Annotated in this window: 19 protein-coding genes; 12 read left to right on the top strand and 7 right to left on the bottom strand. The window is 33.0% G+C overall.

The annotated features are described in order from the left end of the window. Nucleotides 1-9: 9 nt before the first annotated feature. From LPB88_RS00975 to LPB88_RS00965, 3 genes are all read right to left on the bottom strand, one after another. Nucleotides 10-609 (bottom strand): DNA-3-methyladenine glycosylase, encoded by a 600-nt coding sequence (locus tag LPB88_RS00975; RefSeq protein WP_230711953.1) that lies wholly within the window; start codon nucleotides 607-609, stop codon nucleotides 10-12. Nucleotides 610-750: 141 nt separating this feature from the next. Then, nucleotides 751-3,252: a DUF5686 and carboxypeptidase-like regulatory domain-containing protein gene (locus LPB88_RS00970; protein WP_230711952.1), complete on the bottom strand. Its 2,502-nt coding sequence runs from the start codon at nucleotides 3,250-3,252 to the stop codon at nucleotides 751-753. Between the two features lie 68 nt (nucleotides 3,253-3,320). Next, entirely contained in the window at nucleotides 3,321-4,298 is a 978-nt protein-coding gene (locus LPB88_RS00965; RefSeq protein WP_089354461.1) for a pyruvate dehydrogenase complex E1 component subunit beta, read from the bottom strand. 491 nt (nucleotides 4,299-4,789) lie between these two features. Between LPB88_RS00965 and LPB88_RS00960 the strand changes: the two genes are divergently transcribed. The 4 genes from LPB88_RS00960 (at nucleotide 4,790) to LPB88_RS00945 (ending at nucleotide 8,368) form a co-directional block, all read left to right on the top strand. Beyond that, entirely contained in the window at nucleotides 4,790-5,536 is a 747-nt protein-coding gene (locus LPB88_RS00960; protein WP_041516527.1) for an electron transfer flavoprotein subunit beta/FixA family protein, read from the top strand. A gap of 145 nt (nucleotides 5,537-5,681) precedes the next feature. Beyond that, a complete protein-coding gene (locus LPB88_RS00955) occupies nucleotides 5,682-6,650 on the top strand; it encodes an electron transfer flavoprotein subunit alpha/FixB family protein (RefSeq protein WP_089354460.1) in 969 nt (322 codons plus the stop codon). Between the two features lie 164 nt (nucleotides 6,651-6,814). Next, nucleotides 6,815-7,438 carry a bifunctional nuclease family protein gene (locus tag LPB88_RS00950; protein ID WP_041516529.1) on the top strand — a complete coding sequence of 208 codons (624 nt, stop codon included), beginning with the start codon at nucleotides 6,815-6,817 and terminating at the stop codon, nucleotides 7,436-7,438. A 78-nt stretch (nucleotides 7,439-7,516) separates the two neighbouring features. After that, entirely contained in the window at nucleotides 7,517-8,368 is an 852-nt protein-coding gene (locus LPB88_RS00945) for a thymidylate synthase (RefSeq protein WP_230711951.1), read from the top strand. Nucleotides 8,369-8,405: 37 nt separating this feature from the next. On the opposite strand, the gene LPB88_RS00940 is transcribed toward LPB88_RS00945, so the two are convergent. After that, entirely contained in the window at nucleotides 8,406-8,702 is a 297-nt protein-coding gene (locus tag LPB88_RS00940; RefSeq protein ID WP_230711950.1) for an isoamylase early set domain-containing protein, read from the bottom strand. A gap of 238 nt (nucleotides 8,703-8,940) precedes the next feature. Between LPB88_RS00940 and LPB88_RS00935 the strand changes: the two genes are divergently transcribed. The 4 genes from LPB88_RS00935 to LPB88_RS00920 all read left to right on the top strand — a co-directional run bounded on the left by LPB88_RS00935 (nucleotide 8,941) and on the right by LPB88_RS00920 (nucleotide 11,812). After that, nucleotides 8,941-9,288, top strand: a complete 348-nt coding sequence (locus LPB88_RS00935) for a 2TM domain-containing protein (protein ID WP_230711949.1) — start codon at nucleotides 8,941-8,943, stop codon at nucleotides 9,286-9,288. A gap of 12 nt (nucleotides 9,289-9,300) precedes the next feature. Beyond that, nucleotides 9,301-9,783, top strand: coding sequence for a dihydrofolate reductase (locus LPB88_RS00930; protein WP_230711948.1), 483 nt, complete (start codon nucleotides 9,301-9,303; stop codon nucleotides 9,781-9,783). Between the two features lie 579 nt (nucleotides 9,784-10,362). Then, nucleotides 10,363-11,094 carry a bifunctional demethylmenaquinone methyltransferase/2-methoxy-6-polyprenyl-1,4-benzoquinol methylase UbiE gene (gene ubiE, locus LPB88_RS00925; protein WP_230711947.1) on the top strand — a complete coding sequence of 244 codons (732 nt, stop codon included), beginning with the start codon at nucleotides 10,363-10,365 and terminating at the stop codon, nucleotides 11,092-11,094. A 1-nt stretch (nucleotide 11,095) separates the two neighbouring features. Then, nucleotides 11,096-11,812, top strand: a complete 717-nt coding sequence (locus tag LPB88_RS00920) for a porin family protein (RefSeq protein WP_230711946.1) — start codon at nucleotides 11,096-11,098, stop codon at nucleotides 11,810-11,812. A 9-nt stretch (nucleotides 11,813-11,821) separates the two neighbouring features. On the opposite strand, the gene LPB88_RS00915 is transcribed toward LPB88_RS00920, so the two are convergent. Further along, a complete protein-coding gene (locus LPB88_RS00915) occupies nucleotides 11,822-12,550 on the bottom strand; it encodes an RNA methyltransferase (protein WP_230711945.1) in 729 nt (242 codons plus the stop codon). A gap of 37 nt (nucleotides 12,551-12,587) precedes the next feature. On the opposite strand from LPB88_RS00915, the gene LPB88_RS00910 reads away from it, so the two are divergent. The 4 genes from LPB88_RS00910 to LPB88_RS00895 all read left to right on the top strand — a co-directional run bounded on the left by LPB88_RS00910 (nucleotide 12,588) and on the right by LPB88_RS00895 (nucleotide 17,937). Continuing rightward, on the top strand, nucleotides 12,588-15,161 hold the full coding sequence (locus LPB88_RS00910) for a BamA/TamA family outer membrane protein (RefSeq protein WP_230711944.1): 2,574 nt from the start codon (nucleotides 12,588-12,590) through the stop codon (nucleotides 15,159-15,161). A gap of 61 nt (nucleotides 15,162-15,222) precedes the next feature. Beyond that, the gene (fbaA, locus tag LPB88_RS00905; protein WP_230711943.1) at nucleotides 15,223-16,290 is read left to right on the top strand and encodes a class II fructose-bisphosphate aldolase; all 1,068 of its coding nucleotides are present in this window, start codon (nucleotides 15,223-15,225) and stop codon (nucleotides 16,288-16,290) included. 67 nt (nucleotides 16,291-16,357) lie between these two features. Continuing rightward, complete coding sequence (gene accD, locus LPB88_RS00900) at nucleotides 16,358-17,212, top strand: acetyl-CoA carboxylase, carboxyltransferase subunit beta (protein ID WP_029271807.1); 855 nt, start codon at nucleotides 16,358-16,360, stop codon at nucleotides 17,210-17,212. Nucleotides 17,213-17,298: 86 nt separating this feature from the next. Beyond that, nucleotides 17,299-17,937 (top strand): hypothetical protein, encoded by a 639-nt coding sequence (locus LPB88_RS00895; RefSeq protein ID WP_230711942.1) that lies wholly within the window; start codon nucleotides 17,299-17,301, stop codon nucleotides 17,935-17,937. 319 nt (nucleotides 17,938-18,256) lie between these two features. On the opposite strand, the gene LPB88_RS00890 is transcribed toward LPB88_RS00895, so the two are convergent. Both LPB88_RS00890 and LPB88_RS00885 read right to left on the bottom strand, forming a co-directional pair. Further along, nucleotides 18,257-19,303: an NAD(P)-dependent alcohol dehydrogenase gene (locus tag LPB88_RS00890; protein ID WP_230711941.1), complete on the bottom strand. Its 1,047-nt coding sequence runs from the start codon at nucleotides 19,301-19,303 to the stop codon at nucleotides 18,257-18,259. 95 nt (nucleotides 19,304-19,398) lie between these two features. Next, nucleotides 19,399-20,646 (bottom strand): ABC transporter permease, encoded by a 1,248-nt coding sequence (locus LPB88_RS00885; protein WP_230711940.1) that lies wholly within the window; start codon nucleotides 20,644-20,646, stop codon nucleotides 19,399-19,401. Nucleotides 20,647-20,676 lie beyond the last annotated feature (30 nt).

The raw sequence follows: 20,676 nt of genomic DNA, 5'->3' as shown, positions 1-20,676 counted from the left end.
AACAAACAGTTAATATGTAATTTTTCTATTTCTCTTGTTTAAGTAATAATGCCAAAGTAAATATGTAGCATAAGATCGATACGGACTCCATTGTTTAGCATGAATTTCCATTTCTTGTTTATCATGAATATCAAGTAATTCTTTGATTGTATTTACGACTGCGATATCTCCCAACGGAATCAAATCTGGTTCCTGAAGGCAAAACATTAGGTAAATATCAATAGTCCAATTTCCGATTCCTTTGAGCTTTATCAACTCTTCCCGAACTTTTTCTGCTGATTTTGCTGCTAAACTTTCAATATCTAATTCTTTGCTTAAAACCGCTTCTGAAAGAATTTTGATATACTTAGTTTTCTGACGGCTTACACCAAGATTTCTAAATTCTTCATCTGCTAAAACTGACATCGTTTCTGGATTACAAGTGGTATAGGCCTTTATTTTTAAAAATGTGGCTTTCGCCGAATCTATAGAAACTTGCTGTTCGAGAATCAATAATACCAATGTTTCGAAACCTTGTGGACGTTTCGGGATTGGAGGTAATCCGTATTTCTCGATGATTTCCTGAAATATTGGATTTTTGGTTGATAGAAAATCGATTGCTTCTTGCATAACTTTGATTTAAGTCTGTTCAAAATTAAATAAAAAAGAATCTCGCAAAGACGCGGAGACGCAAAGAATTAAAAACTTAGCGGCTTGGCGTCTTTGCGAGATTATTAAATAGCTTTCGCTTTATTTGATCTGACAAAAAAATTAGAAATAGAATCCGAAAGATCCTTTTACTGCAAATTTATTGGCATCTGGTGTGTTTAAATAACTTCCTCTCCAAGAGAAATCGATTCGGAATACTTTGAAGATATTTCCTATTCCGGCGTTATATTCCCAATATACATTTTCTGGTGCGTTGTAAGGCTGATCTGAAGCATTTATTGCTCTGTTAGCGTTTGAAATGGTTCCGTGAACTGCTTTTACACCTACAAATTCTCTCCAGTTTAGTTTTCTCATAAATGGAATTCTGGAGAATAATCTTCCTCCAAAATCATGATTCCATTGCAAAGTTGTGTACTCATCTGTTATGAACTCATAGAAATTTAAGTTACTAAACGTATTTTCGATTGTAAAATAAGTCTGGTTACCAGGAATCACGCTCATTAATCCTAACGGAATTGTACCAAAGGTTTTTCCGGTTTCAAGAATAATATTTGATCTTCCTAACGCTCCTATAATAATAGGCTGTTTGTAAAAGATTTGAATTTTTTCATAAGCGAAATCGCTATTCATAACTCCTTTTAATCCATAACTAAAGTTTACAAAGAAATGACTAAAAGGACTATCTACAAGATTACGCTCTACTCCAAAACCAATAGTTTTACGATTTGGCATAAACTCAAACTGAATATTAGCTTCAGATTGTGTCACTTTACTTGCAACGACACCCGCAGGATTTGAAGGACTTGGCAAAGTGGTATAATAATCTAAACTAAAAGTAGGAGAAGCAGATTCTAAAGTTCTATAAGACAGACCCGCCTGAACAACAAAATTCTTCATCGGTTCCATTTCAAATGAAATATTACTCAAATTAATGTTCGTTAATTTTCCGTTACTTCCAGTTGTAAACAAGGCTGAAGAAGCAAAACTTCGACCTAAAATATCATTTGTTGTGGTTAAACTGGCACCAATCTGTTCGACGTCCCGCCTATTTCCTCCAGAAATAATGAATCGCTTTTTCTTATCGACCATCCACTTTCCTGAAACTCCATATTTGAATTTATTATCATCAAAACCATAAGCGGTATAAGCTTGTATACGCCATGGATCATTTGGTCCAAAATAGGTTCTTCCTCCTGCTCTAATCCTTAAACCTTCGACTTCATTATAGCCAAATGTGGAGAATATTGGTCCGAAATCAAAGTTTTTAAATTCGACATAACCACTGCCTAAAATCGAAACGAGACTATACAATTGCTTAAATCGTTTGACGGTTTGCAAAGTATCCAGCATTTTATAAATCCCTGCTTCGTCTTTATTTAATTTCTCAAAACGATTTTCTTCCCAAAATTCAGGTGGTCGGTCATAAACAGCATTATCAATAAAATTGACTTCTTCTTTATAAAACTTCTCTGGCTTTTGAATATTGAATTGATGATTTCGGTATAAAGTGGTACGTTTTCCGTAAACTCCTTTTGATTTTTCTTTTTTATTCAAAGCAAAATCAGACATCATATAATCACGGGTTAATAGAAAAACAGAGTCATTTTCTACCTCAAATTCCTGTTCGATATAAATATCTTTTACCCAGTTAATATTGGCACTTTTAGTCACGCCCATATTAATTTTCTTGATTGCAAAAGTAGAATCGTTTACCCAAAAATCTCCTTTAAAGGTTAATTCATTTTTACGCCTTGGATAAAAAACAATATTATAGCACCATTTTTTATCTATAAATGCACTGTCTTTTAAAACATAATTATAAACATCAATTCCGGTTCTTGAAAGCGGGCTTGTAAAACTCTTATCAAAAAACTTAAGATGATTATCATAAATGTTATAATCAGTATAAAGATCTTTTACGAATGAAAGAATCTGCTGATTACCATTAAAACCAGACATTTTATTTCCGGTTATGTTCTCTTTTACCTTCTTTAATTTGTTATCGCCGTAAACATCATAAACCGATTCATTAATAAAAATTGGCAAATACGTTTTTCCGGTAACATCTGAAGTATCCACATGCTTAAATACAAACTCCATTCCTTTAAAGAGTTTGTTCTTCATAAAAGCACTGTCGATTGTATTCATGTCAAATTCAACTTTCTCGTACTTTTGCATTTGATATTGATTGAATTGATAAAGACCGTTTTTACGTTTTCTTTCCCAAATTTTTCTCAATATATCCAGTGCAGGATTATTCTTTTTAGATGTTTTACCTGTAAAAATTACAACTTCATTTAGTGCTTCGGCTTCGCTTAAAACAATTTTAAATTCATAATTTACAGTTTTTTCTAACGGAACTTCCTTATCAGAAAATCCGGCAGAAGTAACTAATAATGCAGTATAAGTGTTTGGCGATTCGAGATAAAAACGTCCATCTTCATTAGAAACGATTCCTGTATTTGATCCTTTAAAAACAACATTGGCAAACGGAACAGGCTGATTCGATTTATCCAAAACAATTCCGCTCACTTTAGTTTGTGCAATAGCAATATTCGCAAATGCGAATACAAAAAACAGGCTGAGTAAAATTATTCTTTTCATAATCCGGCAAAAAAAAAACTTCATCAATTAATATGACTGATGAAGTTTTATGAGTATTGTTTAATTGACTATTTGTACATTACTTTCTTTACTGCTTTTACTACATCAGCTGCGTTTGGCAACCAGTCTTTTAGTAAAACAGGAGAGTAAGGTGCTGGTGTATCAGCAGTTGTGATACGTTGAATTGGCGCGTCAAGGAAATCAAAAGCTTGTTCCTGAACAATATATGTGATTTCAGATGAAATACTTGCAAATGGCCAGGCTTCTTCTAAAATTACTAAACGGTTTGTTTTTTTAACAGATTTAAGAATTGCATCTTTATCCATAGGACGAACTGTTCTTAAGTCGATAATTTCACATGAAATTCCTTCTTTTGCTAATTCATCAGCAGCAATAAAAGCTTCTTTGATAATTTTTCCGAAAGAAACGATAGTTACATCTGTTCCTTCACGTTTGATATCAGCAACTCCTAATGGAATTGTATATTCTCCGTCTGGCACTTCTCCTTTATCACCATACATTTGCTCAGATTCCATAAAAATTACAGGATCATTATCACGAATTGCAGATTTCAAAAGTCCTTTTGCATCGTAAGGAGTTGAAGGTACAACAACTTTAAGTCCCGGGGTATTAGCAAACCAGTTCTCTAAAGCCTGAGAGTGAGTAGCTCCTAATTGACCTGCAGAAGCAGTTGGTCCACGAAAAACGATAGGCACATTAAATTGTCCTCCTGTCATTTGACGCATTTTAGCAGCGTTATTTATAATTTGATCAATACCTACTAAACAGAAGTTGAATGTCATATACTCAACAATAGGACGACAACCGTTCATAGCTGATCCTACTGCAATTCCTGTAAAACCAAGCTCAGCAATTGGAGTATCGATTACTCTTTTTTCGCCAAACTCAGCAAGCATTCCTTTTGAAGCTTTGTAAGCTCCGTTATATTCTGCAACTTCTTCGCCCATTAAATATATGGATTCATCGTGACGCATTTCTTCGCTCATCGCTTCACAAATGGCCTCTCTAAATTGTATTGTTCTCATATTTATATTGTATGTTGAATTTTCTGAAGAGCAAAAATAAATATTTTAAATAACTTAAAAGCATAAATTAGATTTAAAATCACATGAACTTCCTTCTGTCTTCTGCTTTTAACTTTTTAAAATTTATTGTGATATTTACGAAATCGATGTAAAAGCAACTCTTCATTCCTAAAACACTTTTGATACAAATTCAACTTTAATTGTTGCATTCTTATTTTTACAAAAATCTTTCTTTAAAACGTAACAATTCAAATTGTAGTATAATTCTAACCAAAGTTTAACAGTTGTTCATCCTCACTCCATTATAAAATTCCTAAGAATCAATAGAAATGACTGCATTATCTCTTTTTGGCAGCCATGAAACAGCTTCAAAATTTCAGAATCTGCGAAATCGTAATAGTTTTCAAAAAATATTATGCACGCATAGTATATTATTCCGATTTTAATTTCTAAATTTGTAAAAGAATATTATAAATATAAAATATATACTTATGAAAATATTAGTTTGCATCAGCCACGTGCCTGATACTACTTCAAAAATTAACTTCTCCAATGGTGACTCAGAATTCGACACCAATGGTGTTCAATATGTAATTAATCCTAATGACGAGTTTGGCTTGACACGTGCAATTTGGTTTCAGGAACAACAAGGCGCTACTGTAACTGTAGTAAACGTTGGAGGTCCTGATACAGAACCAACTTTACGTAAAGCTCTTGCTATTGGTGCAAATGAAGCTATCCGCGTAAATGCAAACCCAACTGATGGTTTTTTTGTTGCAAAACAACTTGCCGAAGTAATTAAAAATGGTGGTTATGATTTAGTAATTGCCGGAAAAGAATCTTTAGATTATAATGGTGGAATGGTTCCTGGAATGATTGCAGGAATTTTAGGTTCTAACTTTTTAAACTCTTGTACAGCTTTAACAGTTGACGGAAATAATGTAAAAGCGGTTCGTGAAATTGATGGTGGAAAAGAAACTGTTAGTACTACTTTGCCATTAATTATTGGTGGTCAAAAAGGTCTTGTTGAAGAAAAAGATCTTCGTATTCCAAACATGAGAGGAATTATGACTGCAAGAACAAAAGCGCTGACGATTCTTGAGCCAGTTGACGCTCCTGTAAATACAAAAGCGGTGAAATTTGAAAAACCAGCTCCAAAATCAGCAGTAAAATTAGTTTCTCCTGATAATTTAGATGAGTTAATCAATTTATTACACAACGAGGCTAAGGTGATTTAAGATTGTAGAGTTTAGATTTTAGATTGCTGATCGCAATAAAAAATCTAAAATTCAACATTTGATTCACTTCAAAATCTAAATCAATAATCCTTTTAGATTTCAATTTTATAAATCTGAAATCTAAAATCTAAAATCTAAAATTATTATGTCAATATTAATATATGCAGAATCTGCAGAAGGAAAATTTAAAAAAGTTGCTTTTGAATTAGCTTCTTACGCTAAAAAAGTAGCAGAAACTTTAGGAACTACCGTTACAGCTTTAACTGTAAACATCAGTGATGTAAGCGAGTTGTCTAAATACGGAGTTGATAAAGTATTAAAAGTAAACAACGATAAATTAGCAGGTTTTACAGCTAAGGCTTACGCCGATGTTATCAAACAAGCTGCTGAAAAAGAAGGAACAAAACTAGTTTTACTTTCTTCTACAACAGACAGTATTTATCTTTCATCATTAGTAGCAGTGGCTTTAAATGCTGGTTTTGCTTCAAACGTTGTTGGATTACCGGTTAGCACTTCACCTTTTCAGGTAAAAAGAAATGCTTTCTCAAACAAAGCTTTCAACATTACTGAAATCAACACTGATGTAAAAGTTCTTGGCTTAGCTAAAAACTCTTACGGAATCTTCGAAAGTGCAGGATCTGCAACTGAAGAAGACTTCAACCCAACAATTGGAGACAATGACTTTGGAGTAAAAGTAGAATCTGTAGAAAAAGTAACCGGAAAAGTATCTATCGCTGATGCTGATATCGTAGTTTCTGGCGGACGTGGACTTAAAGGTCCTGAAAACTGGGGAATGATCGAAGAATTAGCTTCTGTATTAGGCGCTGCAACAGCATGTTCTAAACCAGTTTCTGATTTAGGATGGAGACCTCACAGTGAGCACGTTGGACAAACAGGAAAACCAGTTGCAACAAACCTATATATTGCAATAGGAATTTCTGGAGCTATTCAGCACATTGCCGGAATCAACTCATCAAAAGTAAAAGTAGTTATCAATAACGATCCTGAAGCTCCTTTCTTTAAAGTGGCTGATTATGGAGTTGTTGGAGATGCATTCGAAATTGTACCTCAATTAATTGAGAAATTAAAAGCTTTCAAAGCTCAACATTCTTAATTTAAAAATCTCTATAAAAATATAGCTGCCTAAAAACAAGATAATCGTATCTTTGTTTTAGGTGGCTTTTTTGTTCCATATTTTTTGATTAAAATTGCACCTTTATTTTTCAATCAAAAAAAGTACTAAAATGCGGCATTAATTGCCCTTTTTTACCCACATATATGAGTCTAGTAAAATTATCCATAAAAGGAATTTCATACAGTCAAACTCAAAATGGCGCTTATGCCTTAATTTTGAATGAAGTTGATGGCGAAAGAAAATTACCTATAGTTATTGGTGCTTTTGAAGCACAGTCAATTGCTATTGCCTTAGAAAAAGAAATAAAACCTCCTCGCCCGTTAACGCACGATTTGTTCAAAAACTTCGCTGAAAGGTTTGATATTGTAGTAAAACAAGTTATTATTCACAAACTTGTTGACGGCGTTTTTTACTCCAGTTTAATCTGCGAAAGAGATAAAATTGAAGAAATTATCGACGCACGAACGTCTGATGCAATTGCTTTAGCATTACGTTTTAATGCACCGATTTTTACTTATAAAAACATTCTTGACAAAGCCGGAATTTATTTAAAATCAAATACTGCAGAAACTGATCAGGGTTCTCAGGAAATTGATGATGTTCTTTCGAATCCAGAAACTTTTGGTCACGAAGAAGAAACCAATCAATCAGGAGATGTTTATGCAAAACATACTTTACAAGAACTAAACGAACTATTAGATCAGGCAGTTTCTCAGGAAGATTATGAAAAAGCAGCAAAAATTAGAGACGAAATCTCAAAACGTTAATTCTTATTGTTTAATCGTGAATTTCTTTATTCGTTTAATCGATTAAACAGTTCAACGAATAACCGAATAAACCAAATTATGAAACAATACTTAGATTTAGTAAAACACGTTTTAGAAAACGGCAACCAAAAAGGTGACCGAACAGGAACAGGAACAAAAAGTGTTTTTGGCTATCAGATGCGTTTTGATTTAAGTGAAGGTTTCCCAATGGTTACAACCAAAAAATTACACTTAAAATCAATCATTTACGAACTGCTTTGGTTCTTAAAAGGCGATACAAATATTAAATACCTTCAGGAAAACGGAGTAAAAATCTGGGATGCCTGGGCAGATTCTAATGGAAATTTAGGACCAGTCTATGGACATCAATGGAGAAATTGGAATAGTGAAGAAATTGATCAGATATCTGAATTAATCACAGAACTAAAAACAAATCCAAACAGCCGCCGAATGCTGGTTTCAGCCTGGAATCCTTCTGTTTTACCGGACACTACTAAATCATTTGAAGAAAACGTTGCAAACAACAAGGCTGCTTTACCTCCTTGCCACGCTTTTTTTCAGTTTTATGTTACGAGTTCCGACAGTGAAAAAGGCGAAACAAAAGGAAAGCTATCTTGTCAATTATACCAACGAAGTGCTGATATATTTTTAGGAGTTCCTTTTAATATTGCTTCGTATGCATTATTAACTATGATGATTGCTCAGGTTTGTGATCTTGAACCGGGAGAATTTATTCACACCTTTGGAGACGCACACATTTACAACAATCATTTTGAACAATTAGAATTGCAGTTAACCCGTGAGCCAAAACCATTACCAAAAATGATTTTGAATCCTGAGATCAAAAACATTTTTGATTTTGATTATAATGACTTTACACTTGTAGATTACGAGCCGCATGCCGGAATAAAAGGAAGTGTTGCTGTATAAATTATAAAAAAATCCGCTTAAAATTTAAGCGGATTTTTTATACAACTAAAACACTATTTTCACTTCCTGCAAAATCATTCCATTTATAAGAATCAGCTTCAGGATCGTTAACATAACTTCCATCAATCACATACTTAAACTCGTAAATCGCATCTTTAACCAAGTCATAAGTAGCTTTAAAAGTTCCGTTTTTTAACTTACTCAAAGTTCCTTCTTCAACATTCCAGTTGTTAAAATCCCCAACAACTGCAGCCGAATTTGCATCTTTAGCATCTATAGAAAATGTAACTTTGCAAACTGGTTTCGTTTTAATAAATTGTTTCTTTAAAGACATAACTATTTAGTTTTTAGATTCATACACTAAATTACACAAATTCAAACGAACTTTCAATACCCACACAAACGATTTGCGATAATATCAAAAACACACTGTTTTTTAAATCATATTAATAATTTATAAGCTCCTATTTTTTTGCATTCCCAATTCGTAACTCATTTTAAAACAAATAATCTGCGCTCAAAATATTGTGTTTTCAAAATAAATTTTAACTTTATAATCTCATTTACATCACATGGAAAAAGAAGTACACGAACAATACGAATATGCCAGAAGAAGACTTAGGCAGAAGAAAGTGCTTTATTTTCATTTTGTGCTTTTTCTAATAGGAAGTTTATTTTTATTTATCGCAAACAGATTTTTTGGTTTTGGAGATACAACCACGAACCAAAATTGGTGCATTTGGGCCGTAACAATATGGTTATTTGTCTTTATTCTACACTTTATAAAAGTTTATATTACAGACAGATTCATGAATAAAAAATGGGAAAGGGAACAAATTGACAGACTTGTTGCTTTACAGCAAAAAAGAATCAGTCAATTAGAATCCAGAATAAACGAGGATACCGATAGTAAAATTTAGTTTTAGCATACCATGATTATAATGATAGCGGCTGTTGCCGAAAATAATGCCCTTGGAAAAAACAATGACTTGGTTTGGCACTTGCCAAATGATTTTAAAAGGTTCAAATCGCTTACGACCAATCACCACATCATTATGGGAAGAAAAACTTTTGAGAGCTTTCCTAAACTATTACCAAATAGAGTTCATGTAATAATTACACGTCAAACAGATTACAATCCTGAAGGTTGCATTGTTGTAGATAGTATTGAAAAAGCAATTGCTGCATGTCCTGAAAATGAAGATTCATACATTATTGGCGGAGGTGAAATATATAATCTGGGATTACCTTATACAGATATTATAGAAATAACAAAAGTGCATCATACTTTTGAGGCAGATACTTTTTTTCCAAAAATTAGAGAAAGCGAATGGCAACTTGTAGAAACCGAAGAAAACTTTAAAGATGAGAAACATCTTTATGATTACACGTACGAGACTTACATCCGAAAATAAAAAAACACCCTCTTTTGGAGGATGTTTTTTTAAAACGATTGATTTCTAGATTAGACTCGCTCAAGAAATAGTTTTGGAAAAAAATCACAAATGTTTTAAAAAAATACTTGAATAACTGAATAACATTTACTGTTAAATTGAGAACGAATCTCAAAAGAGCCTATAATAACAAATACCACTAAGATATTAAAGGCAAGAAAATTAAAATTTCCAAAAACAAATTTAATCCTAAGAACGTATTTCGCACTTTCAAAATAGTATTGACCCCAAGAACAATACTTTCAAAACTACTTTCAAGAACAAATGAACTACCAGTGCAAAAAAGTATTCATTTGATTTGAGTCATTTAATAACTACCAATCATTAAATTTTTATCATTTTTACTTCAGCAAAGTTGGCCATTAAATACACATCCTACAATACCCACTTTTGGTGATTTTTTCAAAATACCCACTTTTGGTGATGCCAAATAAGGCCTTCAATAAGAGTAAAAAATCATTCTTGAAAACATTTGATTTACAAATAAAAAAACTCAATTACAGTTAACCTAGATTGTTTATATTTGCCTAAATAAAAAAAATGTCTGAAAAAATAACTCCATATAAAGACTCTTCTTTAGGCAAAAAAGAGCAGGTTGCCCAAATGTTTGACAACATCTCTGGGAACTACGATAATTTGAATCGCGTAATTTCATTTGGTATTGACACTAAATGGAGAAAAAAAGTATTGAAAATAGTTTCTGATTCTAAACCTAAAGTCATCCTTGACATCGCTACCGGAACCGGTGATCTTGCAATTTTAATGGCTCAAACTAAGGCCGAAAAAATAATAGGCCTTGATATTTCTGCCGGAATGCTTGAAGTTGGAAAAAAGAAAGTCGAAGAAAAAAAACTATCTAATGTTATTGATTTAGTTTTAGGTGATTCTGAAAGCATTCCTTTTGAAGATAATTACTTTGACGCTATTACTGTAGGCTTTGGAGTACGTAATTTTGAAAATCTGGAAAAAGGTTTTTCTGAAATTTTAAGAGTTTTAAAACCAAATGGTGTTTTCGTAATTTTAGAAACATCAGTACCAGATAAAACACCATACAAACAAGGCTATAAGTTTTACAGCAAAAACATACTTCCACTTATAGGAAAATTATTCTCTAAAGATAATTCTGCATACGGTTATTTGTCTGAATCTGCCGCTGCTTTTCCTTATGGAGAAGCCTTGAACAATATTTTGAGAAAAATTGGGTTTATAGATGTTGTAGCTTTACCTCAAACTTTTGGTGTTGCAACCATTTATTCTGCATCTAAAAAATAGTATGAAAAAAATTGTAATCTTAATTTTACTGGTCTTATTATCCACAAAAGGATATTCGCAATTTGCTAAAAGTATGTTTAGTAAAGACCCTATTATCAATCTTGAAAACTGGCAAAAACAACGCCTATATTTTGGATATTACCTAGGATTCAACAGCTTTGACTTTAAATTTGATTACAAAACTCCTCCAGAACAAGATATTCAAGTAAAAAAAACAACTGGTTTCAATGTTGGTGTTGTTGCTGACTTAAGATTACAGGAATATATTAATTTACGTTTTGAACCAGGTTTGTATTATACAAAACGTGATTTGTACTATCCAAATTTCGCTTCAGAAAAAGATTTTTTAAGAGAAGTAAACAGTACCTATATACATTTTCCTTTATTATTAAAATTCTCTGCTTTAAGAACCGGAAACATTCGCCCTTATTTAGTTGGAGGAATGTCGACTACGCTAAATTTATCGAGCAACGCAAAATCTAAAGACGACAACTTTGAAGGAAAATTTAGAACAAAACAATGGAGCGCTGCTTATGAATTGGGCTTTGGAATTGATATTTTCTCTGAATATTTCATTTTCTCACCTTCAATTAGAGGAATGTTTGGTATTACTGATGAATTAATTCGTGATAATCCCGCAAACGGACCAAGCCCTTGGACTGGAAACATTGATTCTATGAAATCGAGAGCAATTTTAATAAATTTCACTTTCCATTAAAACAAAAACTTAACTGTTTCGTTTAAATTCACTAAGAATAATTGCCGTTGCGGTCGCTACATTTAAACTTTCAGTTTTTTGAAGCTCGCCAAATCTGGGAATTGTGAGTCGGCTTGTAACCATATTTTCAATCTCTGCTGAAATACCATTGGCTTCATTACCCATAATAATGATCCCGTTTTGAGGCAAATTAGATTGATAAATATTTTCTCCGTCCATAAACGTACCAAAAACCGGCAAATTAGTCTGATTGATAAAAGCTTTGAGATCAACATAATTTACGTTTACTCTGGCAATTGAACCCATTGTAGCTTGCACAACTTTAGGATTGTAGATATCGACTGTTTCTTTTGAACAAACAATTTGCTTAATCCCAAACCAATCGCAAAGACGTAAAATAGTTCCCAGATTTCCGGGATCACGAATATCGTCTAAAGCTATAATCAAACCTGAATCAATTATGCTATTTTCGGCAGGAATTTTGAAGACTGCTAAACAAGTATTTGGAGTTGACAAGGCACTTATTTTTTTAAGTTCCTGTTCATTTACAAGTGTTCGTTTTGAAGACTGAACTGCTTCAAAATCATTTTGAGTCGTGTATAAATGCTCTAGTTCAAAATTGGATTGCAACAATTCTTGAATTACTTTTACTCCTTCGGCAAAAAATAATTGATTTGCAAAACGTTGCTTTTTTTGATGTAAACTTGAGATAAGTTTTATTTGGTTTTTACTAACCATAAAATAATGTACTTTTGAATTAAATATTTTAGAACACTTGAAAAAGAATTCCACAAAAATAATAGCATTTATCCTAATAGCAATATTTATTTGCGCTTGTAATGCCGTAAAAAGAGTTCCCGATGGAAAAAATCTTCTTGTAAAAAATAATATTCTTGTAAATGGAAAGGCTACAAACGATGAAACTGCCTTTAACCAAATGTATCAAAAACCTAACGGTACCTTATTAGGTTTTAAATTACGTCTTAATTTATACAATTTAGCCAATTTAAATCCCGATTCTACTTACCAGGCAAAATTCAAGAATAATCCGGGAAAATATGAGCGTCAGTCAAAATTATTATCTGCTAAACAAGTAGATCGTCTTGGACAATCATTCTTTTACAAAGGTATTCACGAATTCTTAAAAAGTACTGGTGAACCACCAGTTATTATTGATACTGCAAAAACTAAGAAATCACTATTGCGTCTGAAATATTACTATTTCAACAACGGTTATTTTAATGTTTCTACAGATTATACTATGGATAGTATTGCAAGAAAAAAAGCCAAAATAAATTATAATATTACCACTGGTCCCGCTTACACGCTAGATACGATTAAAACTAATATCATGACTCCGGCATTAGATTCATTATATCGAACTAATCCGGAAGCACCAGCTATCAAATCAGGAAATCAATACAAAACTTCTGATTTTGAAGAAGAAAAAAATCGTATAACCACCTATTTTAGAAATCATGGTGCTTATTACTTCCAGCCCACTTATGTTACGTTTGATATTGATACCATTGGCAAAAAGAACAAGGCCGATGTAACCTTAATTGTTAACAATAACAATATTCAGGAAAGAGATTCAAGCAGAACTGAGCCATTCAAATTGTATAAAATTAGTGATGTAAACATTTACACTGATTATTCAGCAGCAAATGCAAAAACTAAAATTACTGATAGTACAACCTATAATAATTTCAATTTATACAGTTATAAAAAACTAAAGTATAAACCACGCGCTATTACAGATGCTGTTTTTATCAATAAAGGAAGTACTTTCTCTGACACAAGAACTACTCTTTCGTCAAGATATTTAAACAACTTAAAAATCTTTAATTATCCTTCGATTCAATACGAGGTTGATAAACGCGACTCGACAGCACAATCCTTAATTGCAAATGTTTATTTGACACCTAGAAAAAAATATAGCTTTGGTGCCACTTTTGACGTGACGCACTCTAATATTCAGGATTTTGGTATTGGAGCGAGTATTTCTGAAACCATTCGAAACGTTTTTAACAGAGCCGAAACGCTGGAAATTTCCACACGTTTAAATCTAGGTTCATCTAAAGATATGGCGAACCCGAATAATAACTTCTTCAATGTATCTGAATATGGTGTTGATTTAAAACTGAATTTCCCAAGAATTCTGATGCCTTTTGGAACCGAGAAAATTATCCCAAAAAGAATGATTCCCTCTACAAGTGTTTCTGCAGGTTTTTCGAAGCAAAGAAACATTGGTCTGGATAAAGAAAATTTCACAGGAGGAATTGCCTATAATTGGTCCCCAAAAAGAAACAATACTGCAAAACTTGAATTACTTAATGCACAATTTGTTCGTAACCTAAACCCTGATAATTATTTTAATGTTTATACTTCTTCTTATAATGAGTTAAATAATATTGGTAAAGATTACAATCTTGATCCTCTCAACTGGGGAAAAGACCCAGAGGAACAAGCTAAAGAAAACCTAACTATACCTACCGGAACAAATACATTCACTAGACAAGTACTAACCGATCAGACAGTATTGAGACCTGGAGATCCTCAATATAAGGATGTAGAAAGCATTGAAGAAAGAAGAATTCGTTTGACTGAAAATGACTTTATTCTGGCTACAAGTTATACGTTTACCAAAACCACTAAAAAAGATCTGGCCGACAATACTTTCTATCAATTTAAGACAAAAATAGAATCTGCCGGTACTTTATTAACCGCTATTTCGAATATTGCAAACTTACCGAAGAATGCAAATGGCAACTACGAAATATTCAACTTAGCATATTCAGAATATATAAAAACCGAGTTTGACTATATTAAACACTGGGATTTTGGAAAAGAAAAAGTATTAGCAGTGAGAAGCTTTTTCGGAATTGCGATTCCTTTTGGAAATTCAAATTATATTCCGTTTTCACGAAGTTATTATTCTGGAGGTTCAAATGACAATCGTGCATGGCAACCCTATGCATTAGGTCCGGGAAGCACAAATGCGGTTAATGACTTTAACGAGGCAAATATGAAGATTGCGATGAGTGCCGAACTTCGATTTAAAATTTTTGGAGATGTTAAAGGAGCCATCTTTGCAGATGCCGGAAATATCTGGAATGTGCTCGATAATGTGATCGATGAGAAGGCAAAATTTGACAGCGTAAACGATTTAGCTGAAATTGCTTTAGGAACAGGATTCGGTTTACGTTACGATTTAAGCTTTTTTGTTATTCGTTTAGATTTGGGCTTTAAGACCTATAATCCAGCACATGACGAAGGAGATCGTTGGTTTAAAGAATACAATTTTGGGCACTCTGTTTTAAATTTTGGAATAAATTATCCTTTCTAATGCTAATTAATTCTTATTTTTGCAACCTAAAAACTAAAAACAACTATAAAAAAAATTTAAAATGGCACACAATATTAAACCAGGAGTAGCTACAGGAGATCAGGTTCAGGAGATTTTTAATTATGCGAAAGAAAAAGGTTTTGCTTTACCAGCAGTAAATGTTACAGGGTCTAGCACAATCAATGGAGTACTTGAAACTGCAGCAAAACTAAACGCGCCAGTTATTATTCAATTTTCAAACGGAGGAGCACAATTTAACGCTGGAAAAGGATTGTCTAATGCAGGTGAAAAATCAGCAATCGCTGGTGGAATCGCCGGAGCAAAACATATCCATGCATTAGCAGAAGCTTACGGTGCAACAGTAATTTTACATACTGACCACTGTGCAAAAAAATTATTGCCTTGGATTGATGGTTTATTAGATGCTTCTGAAAAACATTTCGCAGAAACAGGAAAACCATTATTCAGTTCTCACATGATCGATTTATCTGAAGAGCCAATCGAAGAAAACATCGAAATCTGTAAAGAATATTTGGCTAGAATGAGCAAAATGGGAATGACATTAGAAATCGAACTTGGTATTACAGGTGGTGAAGAAGATGGTGTTGACAACTCTGATGTTGATAGCTCAAAATTATATACTCAGCCAGAAGAAGTAGCTTATGCTTACGAAGAATTATCTAAAGTAAGTCCTAAATTTACTATCGCTGCAGCTTTTGGAAACGTTCACGGTGTTTACAAACCAGGAAACGTAAAATTAACTCCAAAAATCTTAAAAAATTCTCAGGATTTCGTTCAAAACAAATTCAACACTGGACATAACCCAGTAGATTTCGTTTTCCACGGAGGTTCAGGTTCTACACTTGAAGAAATCAGAGAAGGAATTAGCTACGGAGTTATCAAAATGAACATTGATACAGATTTACAATTTGCATATACTGAAGGAATTCGTGATTATATGGTTAAAAACATTGACTATTTAAAAACTCAAATTGGTAACCCAGAAGGTGCTGATGTTCCTAACAAAAAATATTATGACCCAAGAAAATGGGTACGTGAAAGCGAAGTGACATTCAATACAAGACTTGAGCAAGCTTTTGCAGACTTGAATAATGTGAATACACTATAAGTAAAAGTTTAAAGTTTCAGGTTTCAAGTTCTATAACTTGAAACCTGAAACAACAAAATTAATAAATATGGCTTGGTTTAAAAGACACGAAAAAGGGATTACGACTGCTACTGAAGATAAGATGGACGTTCCGAAAGGATTGTGGTACAAATCTCCTACTGGAAAAATTATTGACGCTGACGAATTAGCCAGAAACTTATTTGTTAGTCCTGAAGATGATTTTCACGTTCGAATTGGAAGCGCAACCTATTTTGAAATTTTATTCGACAATAACGAATTTGTTGAATTGGATAAAAACATGACATCAAAAGATCCTCTGCATTTTGTGGATACAAAAAAATATGCAGAAAGATTAAAAGATGTAATGGAGAAAACTCACCTGAAAGACGCTGTGCGTACAGGGGTGGGAAAATCTAAAGGAAAAGAACTTGTAATCTGCTGTATGGATTTTGCCTTTATTGGTGGATCTATGGGAGCTGTTGTTGGTGAAAAAATTGCCAGAGGTATTGATCACGCGATCAAAAACAAATTGCCTTTTGTAATGATTTCTAAATCTGGTGGAGCTCGTATGATGGAAGCTGCTTATTCGTTAATGCAATTAGCTAAAACATCTGTAAAATTAGCTCAGTTAGCTGAAGCTAAATTACCATACATTTCACTTTGTACTGATCCAACAACTGGAGGAACAACTGCATCATACGCAATGTTAGGAGATATTAATATTTCTGAGCCAGGTGCTTTGATTGGTTTTGCCGGACCTCGTGTTGTTCGTGACACAACCGGTAAAGATTTACCAGAAGGTTTCCAAACTGCTGAGTTTCTTTTAGAGCATGGTTTCCTTGACTTTATCACGCCTAGAAAAGAATTAAAAGACAAGATTAACTTGTATATCGATTTAATTCAAAATAATACAATTAGATAGTTTTAAAAACTTTCTTAAACATATAAAATCTCATCCGCTTAATTGCAGATGAGATTTTTTTATATCTTTATTTTAAATCTTACTTTATGAAAAGAGTTTTTCTTGCTTTTGTAATCTGTCTGCTTCTTTTGAATTGTGCAAAAAAAGAAGAAAAGGTTATTGCAAAAAACAAACCTTATATTATTTCTCAAGAAAATAAAGGAAAAATTACAGACAATGATACTATTCCGCCATCGCCTCCTATACCTGGCTGGCTAGTCTACGGAACAAATACTTTTATCATCAACACTGATTCTACAGCATATTACTTTCAAAATAAAGGAATAGGATTCATATGCGGAACACCAAATGCTGACACTATCCCTTATTTTATAAATTTACAACCCAAAGATTTAATTGAAATTTCAAATAAAAACCTCTATGAATTTATAAAATTAAATTATAAAGATGACTTTCGAAATGCAACTTTTATTGCATCAGAATCTGACACTTTAAAATCGAAGATGTTCTTTGATTTGCATAAATCCTTAAAATATTTTATAAGAGATCGCGATTTCTGTGTTATAAGAAGAACAACTCAAGAAGAAGACACTGTTTTGAAATATAAAAGAAACAACGAATCTTATTATTCTTCGGAAGACATAAAATGGGACAAAACAAAAATTAAATTCCCGGAACAAATTAAATTCATAAAACCTCCAATTCAAATTAAAACAAAAACCTAAAAACATATTGATACAAAAAAAATCCCAAGAAATATTTTCTTGGGATTTTTTTTATATCTGTTATTCTGAAATTATAATCTCAAAAAGTCGCAGAGACGCAAAGTTTTTATTAGCAAACATAACGTTCGTCATTACTAGAAGCCAAGTAGCCACACTACATTGATTCAGCAAATGAGATTGCTTCGTTCCTAGCAAAGAACAAGCTTTGCGATAAACAGTTTAAATCCGTTTTATCCATCGGTAAAGAACTCATTAAATACAAAGTCTTAAACTCAATAAAATAAAACCTCCGAACCTTTGCAACTCTGCACCTTTGAACCTATTTAAGCGAAGCCATATCAATCACAAAACGATATTTCACATCGCTTTTATTCATACGATCGTAAGCTTCGTTAATATATGACATATCGATAATTTCAACATCTGAAGTAATATTATGTTCGGCACAGTAATCTAACATTTCTTGTGTTTCTTTAATTCCACCTATCAAACTTCCCATAATGCTTCTTCTTTTCATGATTAAAGTAAAAACCGGAATTTCGGCAGGCGCTGGCGGAGCTCCAACAACAATCATTGTTCCGTTAGTTTTTAGTAAATTCAGATAAGCATTATGATCGTGTTTTGCAGAAACAGTATTTAGAATAAAATCAAAACTGTTTGCTAAAGATTCCATCGTTTCAGGATTTGACGTTAGGGCAAATTTATGCGCTCCTAATTTTTTAGCATCAGCTTCTTTAGATGGAGAATGGCTTAACATCGTAACTTCGGCACCAAAAGAAACGGCAAATTTCACAGCCATGTGCCCTAAACCTCCAAGACCTAAAACACCAACTTTATGCCCCTTACCTACTTTTAAATAACGTAATGGAGAGTATGTTGTAATTCCGGCGCACAATAGTGGTGCTACTCCTTTTATGTCCAACTTTTCAGAAACATGAAGTGTATAACTTTCATCGACAATAATACTTGTCGAATATCCTCCACGGGTTGGAATATTTGTTCCCCTTTCAACACTATTGTAAGTTCCTGTCATTCCTTCATCACAAAACTGCTCTTCTCCTGACTGGCAGCTTGGACAAACTCTGCACGAATCAACAAAGCAACCTACTCCGGCAAGTTCTCCAACTTTAAATTTAGAAACCTCGCTCCCAACGGCAATAATTCTACCAACAATTTCGTGTCCCGGAACTAAAGGATAATCTACAGGTCCCCAATCGCCTTTTGCAGTATGAATATCTGAATGGCAAACACCACTGTATAAAATTTCGATTTGAACTTGATGAGCACCAACTTCCTTTCTCTCAAACGTGTAGGGTTTTAACGGATTTACAGCATCATAGGCTGCATAAGCTTTTACTGGTATCATATTATCATCTTTTAATTAGGGTACTAAAATTACGACAAAATTCAACAGTAAAGCAAAAATTAAAGTTGTAAAAAGATCATTTTTTTAAATGTCACTTACATTCCTGTTCGAATAGCTTCAACAGGATCTAAATTTGCGGCAGAAATAGCAGGTAAAATTCCGGAAATCAATCCGATAAGAGCAGCTAATCCGGTTCCTAAAAGTATATTTCCCAAACTCAGAACAAATTCAAAATCGAGTGCTTTTGTTAGGATAACCGAAATTCCCCAAACCATCAACAAACCAATTATTCCTCCAATAACAGAAAGTATAATGGCTTCAAATAAAAACTGAAATAAAATAAAACGATTTTTGGCTCCTAATGATTTTTGAATTCCAATTAAATTGGTACGTTCCTTTACAGAAACAAACATAATATTAGCGATTCCAAATCCTCCAACTAAAAGAGAAAATCCGCTGATAATCCAACCAACAACATTCATCTGACCTAGAATCCCGTCAATAAAATCAGTAAATCCAGAAAGCACATTAACAAAAAAGTTATCCATTTCTCCGGCTTTCATTCCGCGAATTGCTCGTAATTTCTGAGCAACTTGCGCTTTATAAGCATCCATGTCTACACCTTTTTCTGGTTTTAATACAATAACCGGTGTCATTGCATCACTATCACCATACATACGGCGTAAAAAATTGGCTGGTAAATAAACTGAAGTATCGTTACTGTCGCCAAAAAAACCAGCTCCTTGTTTTACAATTACTCCAATAACGGTAAAACGTTGCCCGTAGAGTCGAATGTTTTTTCCGATAGGATCACTTGTTCCAAAAAGACCTTCGGCAATATCATATCCTAAAACAATTACGGCAGTTCCTGAATTTGATTCAGATTCGTTATAAAATCTTCCTTTATCAAAACTTAATCCGTCGATATTAACCATTTCGTTTGACGATGGAATAATATTGACATCACTCACGGTTTTTGAATCGTACTTTAAACTTTCACGATTTACAAAAAGCTGATAAGCAACCTGCTCTGTATTATTAAGGGAGTTTTTTAAACCAATATATTCGTCATATTTCACATTCGGGAACTGTTCTCTTTTCCATTGTGGAATTTCAGATGGTCCAAAGCAAAATTTCATTAAATAAATCGTATTTTTATCTAAGCTACTCAAATCTTTAGAAATTTTTCGATCTAAAGAATCAACTGCAGCCAAAACAGCAATAATTGAAAAAATTCCGATAGTTACACCTAACAAAGACAATAAAGTACGCAATTTATTATTTCGCAAAGCGTTTATGGCAAAACTTAAACTTTCTTTTAATAATCTTAGATAAACAAGCATATTTTCGTATTTTTCAATAAAGTAAAATTC

Source organism: Flavobacterium sp. JAS (assembly GCF_020991455.1).
GTDB lineage: Bacteria > Bacteroidota > Bacteroidia > Flavobacteriales > Flavobacteriaceae > Flavobacterium.
The sequence above is the reverse complement of the archived record's forward strand: the minus strand, read 5'-3'. Positions and strand labels throughout refer to the sequence as shown.

Coding starts and splice junctions, on each gene's coding strand:
- LPB88_RS00935 (WP_230711949.1), top strand. CDS start 8,941: ATGGAAAAAGAAGTACACGAACAATACGAATATGCCAGAAGAAGACTT.
- LPB88_RS00975 (WP_230711953.1), bottom strand. CDS start 609: ATGCAAGAAGCAATCGATTTTCTATCAACCAAAAATCCAATATTTCAG.
- LPB88_RS00960 (WP_041516527.1), top strand. CDS start 4,790: ATGAAAATATTAGTTTGCATCAGCCACGTGCCTGATACTACTTCAAAA.
- LPB88_RS00895 (WP_230711942.1), top strand. CDS start 17,299: ATGAAAAGAGTTTTTCTTGCTTTTGTAATCTGTCTGCTTCTTTTGAAT.
- LPB88_RS00930 (WP_230711948.1), top strand. CDS start 9,301: ATGATTATAATGATAGCGGCTGTTGCCGAAAATAATGCCCTTGGAAAA.
- ubiE (WP_230711947.1), top strand. CDS start 10,363: ATGTCTGAAAAAATAACTCCATATAAAGACTCTTCTTTAGGCAAAAAA.
- accD (WP_029271807.1), top strand. CDS start 16,358: ATGGCTTGGTTTAAAAGACACGAAAAAGGGATTACGACTGCTACTGAA.
- LPB88_RS00965 (WP_089354461.1), bottom strand. CDS start 4,298: ATGAGAACAATACAATTTAGAGAGGCCATTTGTGAAGCGATGAGCGAA.
- LPB88_RS00945 (WP_230711951.1), top strand. CDS start 7,517: ATGAAACAATACTTAGATTTAGTAAAACACGTTTTAGAAAACGGCAAC.
- LPB88_RS00940 (WP_230711950.1), bottom strand. CDS start 8,702: ATGTCTTTAAAGAAACAATTTATTAAAACGAAACCAGTTTGCAAAGTT.
- LPB88_RS00885 (WP_230711940.1), bottom strand. CDS start 20,646: ATGCTTGTTTATCTAAGATTATTAAAAGAAAGTTTAAGTTTTGCCATA.
- LPB88_RS00915 (WP_230711945.1), bottom strand. CDS start 12,550: ATGGTTAGTAAAAACCAAATAAAACTTATCTCAAGTTTACATCAAAAA.
- LPB88_RS00970 (WP_230711952.1), bottom strand. CDS start 3,252: ATGAAAAGAATAATTTTACTCAGCCTGTTTTTTGTATTCGCATTTGCG.
- LPB88_RS00950 (WP_041516529.1), top strand. CDS start 6,815: ATGAGTCTAGTAAAATTATCCATAAAAGGAATTTCATACAGTCAAACT.
- LPB88_RS00955 (WP_089354460.1), top strand. CDS start 5,682: ATGTCAATATTAATATATGCAGAATCTGCAGAAGGAAAATTTAAAAAA.
- fbaA (WP_230711943.1), top strand. CDS start 15,223: ATGGCACACAATATTAAACCAGGAGTAGCTACAGGAGATCAGGTTCAG.
- LPB88_RS00890 (WP_230711941.1), bottom strand. CDS start 19,303: ATGATACCAGTAAAAGCTTATGCAGCCTATGATGCTGTAAATCCGTTA.
- LPB88_RS00920 (WP_230711946.1), top strand. CDS start 11,096: ATGAAAAAAATTGTAATCTTAATTTTACTGGTCTTATTATCCACAAAA.